Source organism: Terrimicrobium sacchariphilum, from assembly GCF_001613545.1.
Lineage (GTDB): Bacteria > Verrucomicrobiota > Verrucomicrobiia > Chthoniobacterales > Terrimicrobiaceae > Terrimicrobium > Terrimicrobium sacchariphilum.
Genome location: NZ_BDCO01000002.1, coordinates 1101280 through 1114104, shown reverse-complemented (window position 1 = coordinate 1114104; position 12825 = coordinate 1101280). Strand labels below are relative to the sequence as shown.

Here is a 12825-nt window from a genome sequence, read left to right as displayed (position 1 = left end):
CATGGAGCGGTCTTGTGAGGTTGAGAGGGCTTTCTCCCTGGTCGAGGTGGTCCTCGCCCTGGGCATCTCGACATTTGCCATCATTGCCATCATCGGCCTGCTGCCGATGACGATGAAAAGCAACCGCGACACGATCGACGAAACGCGGGCCATCACCCTGATGGAAGACATGATCGCGGATCGCCGCCACTCTCCCTCCACCGCGCAGTCGGCCCGCTATGCTCTGCCTGCCCTGAACGCCACGACCCGGCAAACCCAACAGCTATACCTCAAGGAGGATGGCCAGATCGTCACCTCGGCGCAGGGAGCCCGCTATCGCGTCGCGGCGACGATGTATCCGGCCAGCGGCTTCGGCCAGCCCGCCTTTCTGCATCTGAGCACCGCGTGGCCCGCCTCGACAAACAGCGCGGCAAATGCCGTGGAGATGACCGCCGCCATCGCGCCATGAAGGGTTCCCATTTCCATCCCGGGCGGGGTTTCACGCTCATCGAGGTGCTGGTGGCCCTGGCCGTGTTCCTGATCCTCGTGCTCCTCCTCACCCAGCTCGTCACAGACACCTCGCGCAATACCACGCGAGAGAACAACCGCCTCGACGCCCTCGGCGATGCCCGGCAGGCCATGGATCGCTTTGGCATTGACTGGTCCTCGCGAGTGCGCAGACCGGATACCGACTGGGAGATCAGCCGGATCAATGGCAACGACCAGGTGAATCTCCTCGGGAGGGTCTCCGCCTATGAAGGCACCCGCAAGCTGGCCACGGTCTCCTATCGCATCAACCCCTCCTCCCATGTCCTCGAGCGCGGCACGCTGGGATATGACTGGGACGGAGGCTCCGCGTCCAAACTCGCATTCTCCACCAACGGAGCCATGCCGAGCACGCCGCAGGAGACTGCCTACGAGGCCCTGGGTCCGACCATTTTCCGCTTCAGTGTCAGCTATCTCGACAAGCGGACAGGCCAGTGGACAAGCGCCGCCCCGGGCAAGCTCAATGGAGGCAAGCTGGGCGGAGTGGTACTCTCCGTCGCCGCGCTGGATGAGCGAAACCGCGGGCTTTTGACTCCGGCACAGCTCAAGGCGCTGGCGGACGCCCTGCCTGATCCGCAAGGCACAAAGACGCCGATGGAGGAATGGACGAAGCGACTCTCGGAAGCAGGCTTTCCCGGAAGCGTCGGCATCCCGGTACCGGTCGCGGGGTCGGTGAGGATCTATCAACGCATTTTTTACACGGAAGAATGAAAGCCCTGCGTCGCAGCAAAACCGGCGCCGCGCTGGTCGTCACGCTTTGCATCCTCGTCCTGCTGACCGTGCTGGTGCTGGCATACTTTGACCGGGCGCTGGTCCAGAGAAAGATCTCCTTTTCCAGCGCGGGACAGGCTCGCGCCCAGACGGTGGCGCTCACGGCCATGGAGTCCATCACGGGAGATCTGATCGCAGAGATGGCAAGCGGTTCGTCGACCAATGCCATCAACGGGGTCACGATCCTCAACCCCAGCACCAATGGGACGATGAGGCCCTTTCGCATGGGCTCGATGCCCGACATGACCAATCTGGTGAGATGGAGCGCCGCCGGATCAAGCCTCTGGCCGGCATCCGGGGGGTACAGTTCGGCGGGTCCGGTAAGGGCGGCGAATGGAAACTCAACCATCACCCCGTCGGCCAACGGGCGGTACATCAGCCTCTCCCGCTGGGCGCTGCCGCAATTTGGCACGAACTTCACGACGACCAACACCCCGTCGTGGATCCTGCTCACGCGCTCCGGTCTCCTGCCTGATGCCGCGGGTGCGCAGTCCATGCTCTCCCAACTGGGCAATGCCTCCGCGACCAATGAAAGCTACGTCATCGGGAGATTTGCCTATGTGATCTACGATGTCGGCGGTCTGCTCGACGTGGCGGCGGCAGGATACCCGGCCAGCACTTCCGCCAACGCCTCCGCCCGCAAGGGCAACCAGGGATATGCCGATCTCTCCCAGGTCGGGCTCAGCGCGGGCGACATCGCCTCCCTGGTCGAGTGGCGTAATGCGGCGTCGATTTCCGATTATACGAACTACCTGAAGAACCATGCGGCAGAGAAGGGATTCCTGACGACCGCGGCGGGGGACCAGGCCTTCATCGGCCGGCAGGACTTTATCGACTTCTGGAAAAGCAAGATCAGCGCCGATGCCTCGCTGCTGAAGAACTTCACCACCTTCTCACGGGAGAAAAACGCCCCGAGCTTCGGACCGAGAAACAATGCCTCGGACCTGGGCGGAAGCAATGATGGTATCGACTCCTCCACCTCGACCTCCGCCAGCTCGATCTATGCCTACAAGGACCGGGCCGACGACGCGGTGGCAGCCAATCGCTTTTTCCCCAATGTCCGGGTGAAGTCCGCCTTCACACGGCTGAACGGGACCGAGGCGAAACCGGGGGAGCCGCTGGTTGCCTCGCGGTTTGACCTGAGCAAGCTCGGCTGGGTGCGGCATGACGGGACGTGCCCAGCCGGGGTGACGGACGACGACATCTACAACACCTTTGGACTCCGCCGGAATGCCTCGGGTGCGTGGGTTTACGATCACGGTCAACCTGGCCGCATCCTGACGCTGGAAGAGGTCGCCAGCCAGAACCGGGAACCTGACTTTTTCGAGATATTGCAGGCTGGCATCCTCCAGGGCAGCCTGGGCCTGGCCTCGGGAAATCCGCTTACGCCCGGGTCGTCGACGGGCGGAGAATACTACCGGCTCAACGCGATGACCTGGGAAAGCCCGCTGGTGCGCTCCGACAAGGACGGCAAACTGGTCAATGGACAGGAGAAGTACCAGATCATGCAGATCGGGGCGAACCTCATCGACCAGGCCGATACGGACGGCTACCCGACGGAGATCATCCTGAACGGCGAGTCCTTTTACGGGGTGGAAAATCTCCCCTACATCAACGCTCTCGCCGATACCGCGCTGAGGCCGCCCCCGGGGGGCGTCGTCTCGCCCAACACCTATCAGGCCTACGTCCATCGCTGGATCACGGCCGCGCTGTGGAACCCACACCAGAACGCGGCCATCGCCCCGGCCACGGGTCCGGCCCGGCTCCGGCTCGCCATCACCAGCGGCGAAGGGATTCCCAAGATCTTCGGCACGCCCGCAGCAGGGCCGACCAGCTATAGCGCGAGGGTCTTCCGGCCCGGCGCAATCAGCTCGTCGGTCTACGGTGCGAATACGGCAGGACCCGCATGGATCGCGTTCAACATCGCCGATTACACGAATCGTTTTGCCGAGCCTCAGAGACTCACCTACGACAAGTCGTTCACGAGCGACTCGAGTGGCGGGGAGAATCTCAACGACCCCAACGGACGGATCAAGACCAGCCTGGGATGGGATCGCGCGGGCATCTACATGGGATGGTCATTCAGCCCGGAACACGAGGACAAGGTGATCGAGTGCAAGCCTCTGCGCAACGCCGCCACCCCCTCCCCGCTCCCGGCGGATGCCAGCTACCGCGCCGCCAACTACACCTGGGTGAAACCGCTGGTCGTCGAGCTTCAGTATGAGGAAAGTGCCGGGACGTGGCGCACCTATCAGGTGCTGCGGGGATTCATCCCGAGCCGTGATGGACGAGGCGATCCCTATATGGAACCAACCGATCCCGGCTGGTCCAAGCTCGGCGCAGGCGCTCTCAACAACAAAAACATCGTCCCGCTCAAGGACTACCAGGATGCCTGGGTGACCGCCCTCCTTGATCCGCGCACCGCCCGGCTCAACATGCCGTCGCGGAAAAGCCTGACCACGGCGGAGACCTATGCGGTCAATCCGATCGACACGTCCGCACCGGTGGGACCGCGCTTCCCCAAGAGTCCGACTCTCTGGAGCAACTGGGTGAACAACAGCGCCACCTCCGCACCCTCCTACTACACGGACCGCGACGCCATCCGCCGCGTGGGCGACGCCGCGGGCTGGGCGGGGGCAGATCCGCTTCCCGCCGGGGCGACCGGCCAGCGTCCGCTCGTCCTGGATCGTCCGTTTCAAAGCGTCGGGGAGATCGGCTTTGCCTTCCGCGACGATCCCTGGAAGACCCTCAATCTCATCAGCACGAACAGCGCCGACTCTGCCCTGCTCGACCTCTTTTGCATCGGGCCGGAAACACCCAGGGACAGCAAGTTCCCGCCCGCCGTGGTGGCAGGCAAAGTCAATATCAACTCCGCACCCGAGCCGGTGCTGAAATCGCTCCTCTCCGGCGCGGTGCGGACGTTCAATGCCTCCAATCCTCAGAACGTCGACGCCCAGCTATCGAGCGCCGCCGACATCCAGAAGCTCGCGCAGGCCATCGCCACGCGCATCCAGAGCCAGGGGCCGTTTGTCAATATCTCCGAACTGCCGCAGGCCTTTCCGCAGGATACCTCCGTCACGACAGCCAATCCCGGGAACAAGGCCCAGCGCGAAGCCATGATCCGTGCCCTCGCGGGAACGACCTCCACCCGCACGTGGAACCTGATGATCGATGTCATCGCCCAGGCCGGGCGCTTCAAGCCCAATGCGGCGAACCTGAATGATTTCCTCGTGGAGGGAGAGCGCCGCTACTGGCTGCATGTCGCCATAGACCGCTTCACCGGAGAGGTGATCGATCAAAACCTGGAGCCTGTTTTCGAATGGTAAGACCTTTGCTCATTGTCACCCTGTGCGTTGCAGCCGCCATTCTCAGCCTGCACGGAGAAGACGCTGCAACGACGCCCGCGCCAAGGATTCCCCGGCTCCCGGGGTCGTTCGCGCTCGAAAAGCGCTTCACCTACAAAGCCGCCGACCACTCGAAGGAATCCCAGGAGGTCCAGGCTGCGGCGGAGTTTCTCGCGATGTTTCCCCGCCCCCAGACGGTGGATCTCGAGCAAACCGGAGCGATCCGCAGGGAAAAGGTGCGAATGACCGATGGGTCGCGATGGGAGAAATGGCGGGCCGGGCAGATGCGGTTTTCAATCAATGAAGCCGCTCCCGATCATGTCGCCGTCTATGCGCCCGGCATGGACCTGTACCAGGCGGAGAACCAGGGAGACTTTGAGGAGCTGGGCTGGATCAAGGAAGCCGCATCTGCCGGAGAGGCTGTCGTGGGCAAGCAAAAGTGCCTGGTCTTTCGGCTCGGCGAAAATGTCGCCTGGCTCGACGCGGACACGGGTCTCCCGGTCGTCTTTGAATCGCCGACCGTGAAAGTGACCTACACCTACAAGGAGCCTCCCGCGAAGGCGCTGGAGCTGCCCCCCCGGTTTCAGAAACGCATGGAAGAAGTCCAAAACGCATGGGCGGGACGCCCGCAATGAGCACGCCGCCGCTCCACCTGCCTCGCGACAGGCAGAATCGTCTCATCATCCGCGAGACGACCGGCCTTTCCCATGAGGAACAGGTTCTCCGTATTTCCTTCTCCGAGGCTGAAGATTTCCCGGAGGTATTTCACTTCCGCGATGCGGAATCCGGCCGCCGCCTGCCCGCGCAGCGCTCGCGGCAAAGGGAGGACGAGGTCTACCTGCTGGTCGCCGTCAACGCGGGGGACGAGCTCGCCCTGCAGGCTGAGGCGACCGCGCCTCCAGTGCCCGCGCATGCGGTCGCGATGGAAACCGGCGAACGGTTCATCGAGATTTCAAACGGGCTGCATGCGGTCCGGGTACCGCGTCCGGCGAGCGGTGATCCAGTCGGGCCATTCGCGCGCGGACCGATCGCAGGAGTGCGCATCGGCGCCGGGCCCTGGCGGGGCACCACATTTCTCGACACCCGCGGGGAAGCAGGCGAGGCCGCCGTGGAGATCGTGGAGAGCGGTCCCATTCGCACGGTGATACGGCATCGCACGCCCATCGGCTTGACAGGATTCCACGAAGCGACCCTCACCTTCGATGCGGCTGCCGACCATGTGAGGGTCGACGAAGCATTTGAGGCCGGGAGCGGCGACCAGATCGTGTGGGATTTCACGTCGGAGGATCTGCCCAGGGATTTTCTCCGGCTCGACTCCACCGCGGCCCATGCCCGCGAGCATCTGCACTATTCCTATGACCGGCGTATCGCCCGACTGGCCTGCTGGACGCAATACTCGCAGCTCATGGACTTCGTCGATGGGTTTGCCCTCGCGACTGGAGGCGATGCCATCGGCTTCGTCACCCTCGATGGCGGCGGCTGGCGGGGGAACTCGCACAACTTCCTGGAGGCGTGGACCCGCCGCTGGTGGCAGGATGATCCGGAAAGCCGCAGGCTCGTGCCTGCCGATGCGAAGGCAGACGCCACGCCCTCGCCGGAGAGCGTCCCACTGCGCTCCGCCCATCGCAGCGATGCCCATATGAACGTCGAGGGATGGCTGTACTCCGGCAAGCGCTCCTTTGCCCTGATGCTGGCGCCAGAGAGCGCCCTGCGTCCGCTCGAGGAAGGCCCGGCCGACCCGCTCGGGCACTTCGAGGACAAGCCCGACCGACCCCGCTATCGGCGTCAGCAAAGCCGACTGCGGCAAATCTCGATCCAGCGGGGACTCTTTCCCCTGCAGGATCAACTCGCCCTCACCTGGGACTGGCCCCAGGAGGCCGCAAAGGCGCAACACGACCAACCGGCATCGACGCCCGCCCGCGGTATCCTCGACTTCCTGGAGGCGCGGGTCTTCGGGTTCTGGGAAGGGTCGGGAGCAGCTTATACCAATGCCGTGGTGAGCCGGAAGCTCGCGCCGTACATGGAGGACTGGGAGCGCCTCGTCGCATCGGGTGAGGTCACGGAGGCGGAGAACCGGCGTGCGCGTGGCTGGTTTGCCTTTCTCATCCAGCTCTTCCATCGGGAGAGCTATTATCCGGGGCGGGCGGCGATGACGACGGAAGACGCCTCGCTCACGCTGGAGCCATCCTTTGCGGGCATGGCGAACCAGAATTTCTTCACAGACATCTTCAATGTCGGCGGCATGGGAGCGCAGGTCTTTCACCGACATCCCGACGCGGGCGCATGGCGCGAGCGGTTCGGAACGATGTGGAAGAGGCAGCTCGAGTACCATGTCTATCCCGCGAGCGGCGTGTGGGAGGAAAGTCACACCTACTTTCACCACGTGCTCTGGACCGTGCTCCCGACCTTGATGCGGCGGCGCGATGATGGCGTGGAGGAGGGATTTGCCAACCCCTCCTTTCATCGCATCGCAGCCTCGCTCCTGAAAACACTGGCCCCCCGCGATGCCAGCTTCGGGGGCAATGCCCACACGGTGGCCCTGGGCGATCATGGCGTCGAAAGAGAGCTGTATCTCCCGGTGTACCGCAGCCTCGTCCGGGCGCTCGTCCCGCATGATGCCACGCTGGCCGGGCAGCTTGCCTGGGCTTATCGCGAGATGGGCGGCGTCGATTCCCTCCCGGTCGATCCCCTGCCTCCCCCACGTCAAAATGAATACGTGCAGGGGCTGGGGTATTTTTTCCGGACGGAGGCCGACCCCTCGCTGCTGGTGCTGCGCTGCGGCCAGGCGTGGGCGCATCATCACAACGACGAGGCGAGCATCCAGCTCTTCACGGCCGGGCGGGCCTGGATCGTCGACTCCGCCTTCAGCTACCCACAGGAGAACGGCCCGCGCAAGGTGCGAGCCGATGGCCACAGCCGATGGAGCCTGCGCGACATTCACCCGCTGAACTATCTCTGGCAGTTCAATCGGGGCTGGATCACGGAGCACGATGCGGAGGGAGCCTACCCGTATGCCCTGGCCCGCACGCCGGTGTGCATGGCGCAAACGCCGGGGCAGGATTACTTTGCCCTGCAGCGGCCGGTGACCCATTGGCGGCTGGCGGTGCAACTGAGCGCACGGAGTTTTCTCCTGGTCGATCGCTCGACCACCACACTCCCGCAGGTGGTGAGGTTTCACGTGCCTGCGGATGCGCCGGTGGTTCTCGGCCGGGGCCCATCGCCAGGCGCGGGCGATTATCTCCGTATTCACTCCTCCCTCGCACTCCGGGAAATGCCGGGACGCGATCGCTCCACCAAGGAAGGAGCGCCATACGAGACCCGGGAGATCCGAGGGGACTTCTCTCATGATCGCCCGGTCGCCTATTTGCTCACGGTGGAAAGCAGCCCCTCGCTGGATGTGGTGGACATCGCGGGCGGGATGAGCGCCCGGTCCGAAGACTTTGACATGAAACTGGAAACCACCCCGGCAGGCCGGCTCACCGTTCACAACTGCCGCACCCGCCGCCATCTCACCGTTCAATGCTCGGAATAGGACTTTACGGCTCGAACGGTCACCAGATCCATCACCAGCTCCAGGACTCCGCGGAGGCGGAGATCGTCGCCCATGCGATGCTGGACGAGACGGCCCGCGAGGCTGTCCGCACACTCGCCCCCGGCGCGATCGAGCATGCCTCCCTCGCCTCGCTGCTCGACGATCCCCGGGTCGAGCTGGTCTCGCTTTGCTCACCCATCCGCGCCCAGCAGGCGGAGGAGGCCATCGCCTGCCTCCGCTCCGGTCGTCATGTCTATGCGGAAAAGCCCTGCGCGCTCGACGAGCGGGATCTCGATCGCATCCTCGCGGCGAGCCGGGCCAGCGGCAGGGTTTTCCGCGAGATGAGCGGCACGATATATGCACAGCCGTATTGGCGCATCCGCGAAATCGTCCGCTCCGGCGTGCTCGGCGACATCGTCCAGGTCTATGCCCAAAAGTCCTATCCGAATCACGCGGGGAGGCCGGGCGACGAGGCGATCGATGGCGGGCTGCTGCTCCAGGTGGGCATTCACGCAGTGCGCTACATCACACAGTGCACCGGCCTGGCGGCGCTCGATGTGCGCGCGGAGGAAACGCAAACGGGCCTGACCGGCCGCGGGGACCTGCGGAGTGCCGTCGTCGTCACCATGAGCCTTGCCGGCGGCGCGCTCGCCACCGCGACGGTCAACTATGCCAGCCAGCGCGGGTTTGGACACTGGGGACACGAGGAGCTGCGCATCTGGGGCAATCTCGGGTTTGTCGAGGCGACGGACTCCGGCACACGTACACGCCTGGTCATCGGTGAGAACGATCTGGGTCCCCTCACCGATCTCGCTCCAGCGCCACAGGAACTCTCCGTGCTGCTCGATCGCATCCTGCGCGAAACTCCAGAACCCGTCGCCGAGGATGAAGAATGTCAGGCCACGCGCACGGTGCTCCGCGCCAAGGCGGGGGCGAGGCTGGTGACCTGCCGCTAACGCGCCGGCCCGGTCGTTTCCCGCACGCTCAGGGACGGAGTCACCTTGATGTGGGCGGGAATCGTCGTGTCGGACCAGAGCAAATCGATGGCGGTACGCGCCCGGGCGACCTGGGAGAAGGTCAGCTCCGTCATCGCGATCGGCAGGATGTCGGAATTGATCATCGGATCGAAGCTGACGAGCGAGAGCTTCCCCGGGACGTCGATACGGTTTTGCACGGCGTAGCGCAGTACGGCCCAGGCGCCCACGCCGGAGAGTGGCACGATCGCCGTGGGTGGAGTCTTGCCGCGGAGCAACTCGTGCGCCTTTTTGTGAGCCGCCTGGAACGAGCTCTCCCAGTTCTTCGTATCGCAAAAAACGACCTGCACATGGGGCAGTTTGCGCTCCTTCAGCTTTCGCTGGATGGTCTCGGCGCGAAGGCTGGTGATGAGCAGCATACGCGGCTCATTGACCATGAAAACAATGCGCTCGTGGCCGAGGCTCAGCAAATGATCGAGGATGAGGTCGGTCTCCACATCGTGATCGATGGAGAGCGAACTGCCCGAGATGCCGGGAACGAGCGAACCTACGACGAGATGGCGATACCCCTCGGCCTGCAGCCGTTTGCTGAGTTCCAGAGTGACCTCCACGGTATGCCCGGCCAGGAGGATGCGCTCCTCGGTCGCCTTCCGCGTGAGAGATGCCATGAGTGCATCCACGGAATCGCCCTTGTGCATGTCATGAGGGATGAACTGGTAATTCAACTCCCGGCAGACCACCGAATACGCCACGTCCTCGTCGGAATAGGAAACGGCCTTCCACGACGGGCGTATGAGGCCGACGTAGCGTGTCTCGGCATGGTGCTGGACGAAAAATCCCCGGCGCGGGTCGGGAATCAAATACCCCTCCCCGGCGAGATCGGTGAGCGCGCGCCGGATCGTCGGCTGCGAAACCCCGAGGCTCTGGATCAACTCACGCTCGGAATAGAATCTCTCGCCGTGCTGGAAATTCTTCAAAATGCGTTCACGCAAGATCTGCCTGACGCGCACGTGAAGGGGCTGTTTGAGATCCTGCGCTGCCAGAGTCAGGCTCAAGCTGTTCGATGAATTCCGAAGGGCTGGTCTAGCCATGAATGCGGCAGAATACTCCGAAACGCTTCTTAACGTCTACGATTCATTGAGCGCTCCGGAGCCATTTTCCGATGAGGCAAAGACCAGCCCGGCCCGAAGCCTACGCGCGCCTGCGGCGGGCCACCAGCCAGCCCAGACCGGCCAGGACAAGCAGGAGGCTTCCCGGCTCCGGCACGGAGGTCACGGTGAGGAGGAGGTTGTTATTTTGCAGCGACAGCGAGTAGGTGTAGCCGGCGGTATCGGTGACGCTCATGTTGGCCACATTGCCGGCGCTGGCGCCGAAGCCCTGGGTCAAGAGCCATGAGGTACCCTCCTCGGGAGTATACCCATCGAGATACGTGAGCCGGATGGTGCCGCCATCGATCCGCAGAGTATTCGTTCCGCTCGTATTCGTATTCTGGAGCGAGTCAAAGAGAGACGCGCTGGCGATGTCGACGAGAAAGACCGAGCCTGCCTGGAAGGTGAGGTTGTTCACGTTATTGCCCAGCACGAGTTTCCCGGCCTGTGCGTCCCCGGCGGAATCCCCCGGAGAGATCGTTCCGCCATCGCCGACGGTGAGCGTGTTCCCGGCCGATACCATGACCGTGCCGACATTGAGCCTGTTGCTATTATTGGCAAAGATAAACTCCAGGGCGCCATTGCCCGACAAGGTGCGCACGGTGGCCGTGATGCCGTTGCCGACGATCGCCCGCCCGCTTGTATCAACGCGCAACTCGGTCGCGCTCGGGAGAGCCGAGCCGCTGTTGAAGGTGGCAACTCCCTGCACCACGGTCGCGCCCCCATAGGTATTCGTCCCGGTGAGATAGACTCCTGCTCCCACATTGGCCAGGATCAGGCCGGCCTTGGTCGGGTCGGTGATCGAGTTGGTGATGGAGGACGAGATCGTGAGCGAGCTTCGTCCAGAGATGATGAGCGCCCGATTGCCTGCGCTCAGCATGCCACCGGATATCGTGCCGGAGTTTCCTCCCGTCACGATTGCTCCGCTGGCAATGGTGAGAGTCGTGCCGGACGAGATGGTCTGCGTGAGGTTGGTCGCGCCGAGAGCGAGAGCGTTGATGGTGAGATTTGACCCCACGGTGGCGGCGTAGCTCAGCTTGACGTTGTCATTGACCCCGGCACCGGACAGGAGGTTGGTGCCATTGGCGGCATAGTACTCCGAAGCACTCAGGGCGCGGAAGCCGCCCGCAGTCGTGTACGTGACCAGTTCCACGCCGGACCAAGCGCTATTATCGGTCGTGGAAAATTCGTTGGCATTGACGGAGACCGCACTGGCCCACGGGAGGATGCTCATCGTCGTGCTGCCAGCCGCTCCTCCTCCGCCGAAGAGATCGGCGAGGATGTTGGAATCGTCGCCCGATATCTTGATCAGGGTGCCGGTGCCGACGCCGCGACCGTTCTGGTTGTTTCCCACGAGGCTGAGCGTTGAGTAGTTCTCCCGGCTCAGCGAAGAGAGGGTCAGCGTTTTATCCGAGGCGGAGTAGTTGCCCACCATGCCGCGACCATTGACGAGATGAACGTCGCCGATCTGCTGGTTGGTATTGCCCGCGATCCCGACTCCACCCGCCTGCAGGTTGATGTCGGTCGAGGCCGCCAGCACGTTTCCAGTTGCATGAGAAATGATCAAATCAAGAGTCGCTCCCTGGTTCTTGATATTGATGGCCGAGGCGCCATCGATCTTGCCAAAGACGGTGTCGCTGAAGGAACGCAGGCGCATCACGCCCCCGCTGATATTCACGTCGCCATTAACGGTCGCGGTCCGATAGAGCTCCAGTCGGCCACCGCCGGTCTTCTCCATCCCGGAAGCACCCGTGATATTGGTATAAAGCACCATCGTATCCACATTGGAACTCTGGCCGACGTTGGACAGCGTGGGATTGATGGCAAAGGTCGCCACTCCATTCTGAAACACCCAATTCAGCGGACGCGAGGCGGCGCCCATCTGGAGAGTCCGGTTCACGCCGGGAAGCCCCATGTCCACGGTGATCACCGGGGCCGCCGAGGTAAACGTCCAGGTCGATCCCGTCGCCAGCGGCGTAAAGGTCACGTTAGCCGGGTCCGTATTCTGGTAGGTAAAGCCTCCGGTGATCGTGCGCGTGGCGCCGAGATTGACCTCCCAGGCGTTGTTGATCGCAGCCACGGTGTAGTTGCCAGAGCTGGGGCCGGTGGTCGGCACACTGATCGTGATGGAGTTCGCGCTATTGATCGCGGTGATGGTGGCCCCCGCCGGGATGCCTGTTCCCGTGATGCTTTGTCCCACGACCAGCCCCTGGGCATTGATGGAGCCGGTGGAGACCGTCGTGCTTCCCGATGAGAAGGAGAACTGGTTGGAGTTACTGACGCCCGGCGAGCTTGGCCAGTTGTAAGGCCCCTGGAACACATCATTGATGATCCCATCCTTCCAGTTTGCCGTGTCGTTGTAGTCCAGCTTGGTGGTCGTCCCGATCCATTGCGCCCGGGCTGCGGTAAGCAAGGAAAGGCAGACCAGGGGGACTCCGCACCGCACAATCAATCGTGGAAAAGAGAAGGGGGTAATCTTCATGACGGGCGAATGCTTGCTTATTAGCAGATTTCTGGCAAGAAGATTTCCA

At 63.3% G+C, this 12825-nt stretch carries 8 protein-coding genes; 6 read left to right on the top strand and 2 right to left on the bottom strand.

The window, feature by feature from the left end; translation table 11 throughout:
• Window position 1 precedes the first annotated feature (1 nt).
• Genes TSACC_RS05545 through TSACC_RS05520 form a run of 6 tightly spaced genes read left to right on the top strand, consistent with a single transcriptional unit; the run spans window position 2 to window position 9128 of the window.
• Window positions 2-448 (top strand): type IV pilus modification PilV family protein, encoded by a 447-nt coding sequence (locus TSACC_RS05545; RefSeq protein WP_075078396.1) that lies wholly within the window; start codon window positions 2-4, stop codon window positions 446-448.
• Window positions 445-1236: a PulJ/GspJ family protein gene (locus TSACC_RS05540; protein WP_075078395.1), complete on the top strand. Its 792-nt coding sequence runs from the start codon at window positions 445-447 to the stop codon at window positions 1234-1236. Before TSACC_RS05545 ends, TSACC_RS05540 begins: the two co-directional genes overlap by 4 nt.
• Window positions 1233-4622 (top strand): hypothetical protein, encoded by a 3390-nt coding sequence (locus tag TSACC_RS21700; RefSeq protein WP_075078394.1) that lies wholly within the window; start codon window positions 1233-1235, stop codon window positions 4620-4622. The genes TSACC_RS05540 and TSACC_RS21700 overlap by 4 nt, the downstream gene beginning before the upstream one ends.
• Window positions 4616-5275 (top strand): hypothetical protein, encoded by a 660-nt coding sequence (locus TSACC_RS05530; protein ID WP_153811301.1) that lies wholly within the window; start codon window positions 4616-4618, stop codon window positions 5273-5275. Before TSACC_RS21700 ends, TSACC_RS05530 begins: the two co-directional genes overlap by 7 nt.
• Window positions 5272-8172 carry a hypothetical protein gene (locus TSACC_RS05525; protein WP_075078392.1) on the top strand — a complete coding sequence of 967 codons (2901 nt, stop codon included), beginning with the start codon at window positions 5272-5274 and terminating at the stop codon, window positions 8170-8172. Before TSACC_RS05530 ends, TSACC_RS05525 begins: the two co-directional genes overlap by 4 nt.
• Window positions 8160-9128 carry a Gfo/Idh/MocA family protein gene (locus tag TSACC_RS05520; RefSeq protein WP_075078391.1) on the top strand — a complete coding sequence of 323 codons (969 nt, stop codon included), beginning with the start codon at window positions 8160-8162 and terminating at the stop codon, window positions 9126-9128. The genes TSACC_RS05525 and TSACC_RS05520 overlap by 13 nt, the downstream gene beginning before the upstream one ends.
• Here TSACC_RS05520 and TSACC_RS05515 read toward each other — a convergent pair.
• On the bottom strand, window positions 9125-10237 hold the full coding sequence (locus TSACC_RS05515; RefSeq protein ID WP_084400215.1) for a GntR family transcriptional regulator: 1113 nt from the start codon (window positions 10235-10237) through the stop codon (window positions 9125-9127). The genes TSACC_RS05520 and TSACC_RS05515 overlap by 4 nt on opposite strands.
• A gap of 100 nt (window positions 10238-10337) precedes the next feature.
• The gene (locus TSACC_RS05510) at window positions 10338-12776 is read right to left on the bottom strand and encodes a beta strand repeat-containing protein (protein ID WP_075078389.1); all 2439 of its coding nucleotides are present in this window, start codon (window positions 12774-12776) and stop codon (window positions 10338-10340) included.
• Between the last annotated feature and the right edge of the window lie 49 nt (window positions 12777-12825).

Coding starts and splice junctions, on each gene's coding strand:
- TSACC_RS21700 (WP_075078394.1), top strand. CDS start 1,233: ATGAAAGCCCTGCGTCGCAGCAAAACCGGCGCCGCGCTGGTCGTCACG.
- TSACC_RS05520 (WP_075078391.1), top strand. CDS start 8,160: ATGCTCGGAATAGGACTTTACGGCTCGAACGGTCACCAGATCCATCAC.
- TSACC_RS05515 (WP_084400215.1), bottom strand. CDS start 10,237: ATGGCTAGACCAGCCCTTCGGAATTCATCGAACAGCTTGAGCCTGACT.
- TSACC_RS05510 (WP_075078389.1), bottom strand. CDS start 12,776: ATGAAGATTACCCCCTTCTCTTTTCCACGATTGATTGTGCGGTGCGGA.
- TSACC_RS05540 (WP_075078395.1), top strand. CDS start 445: ATGAAGGGTTCCCATTTCCATCCCGGGCGGGGTTTCACGCTCATCGAG.
- TSACC_RS05525 (WP_075078392.1), top strand. CDS start 5,272: ATGAGCACGCCGCCGCTCCACCTGCCTCGCGACAGGCAGAATCGTCTC.
- TSACC_RS05545 (WP_075078396.1), top strand. CDS start 2: ATGGAGCGGTCTTGTGAGGTTGAGAGGGCTTTCTCCCTGGTCGAGGTG.
- TSACC_RS05530 (WP_153811301.1), top strand. CDS start 4,616: ATGGTAAGACCTTTGCTCATTGTCACCCTGTGCGTTGCAGCCGCCATT.